This is a genomic window from Rhizobium sp. P2_G9 (genome assembly GCF_056403475.1).
On record NZ_JBFUFK010000146.1, the window covers coordinates 1 to 452 of the forward strand.

The 452-nt window shown below is 62.0% G+C and carries 1 protein-coding gene; it reads right to left on the reverse strand.

Annotated features, from left to right (window positions below):
* On the reverse strand, nucleotides 1-452 hold a 452-nt coding region (locus AC1DYF_RS40400; RefSeq protein ID WP_477884563.1), incomplete at both ends, for a VCBS domain-containing protein.

The window sequence follows — 452 nt, forward strand, 5'->3', positions numbered from 1 at the left end:
CATAGGTCCAGGTGCCGTCGGCGGCGATCGAGAACTTGCCGAAGCCGTGGCTGCCATCGACATCGGTCTGCACATCGAAGCTGGCCGAACTGTCGACRTCGGAAGCATCCAGCTTGCCGCCGGTGTTYTGGGCRGYGTCGGTCTCCGTCAGTTCCTGSGTGCTGCTGCCGCCGATCACGGCYGCATCATTGGTGCCATGGATGGTGACCGTGATCACCTGTGAGGTGCCATCTGCCGTGGTCACCGTGATGCTGTCGGTATAGTCATGACCCGCTTTGAACTCGTCATGGGCGTCGTTCATGACATAGGTCCAGGTGCCGTCGGCGGCGATCGAGAACTTGCCGAAGCCGTGGCTGCCATCGACATCGGTCTGCACATCGAAGCTGGCCGAACTGTCGACRTCGGAAGCATCCAGCTTGCCGCCGGTGTTCTGGGCGGTGTCGGTCTCCGTC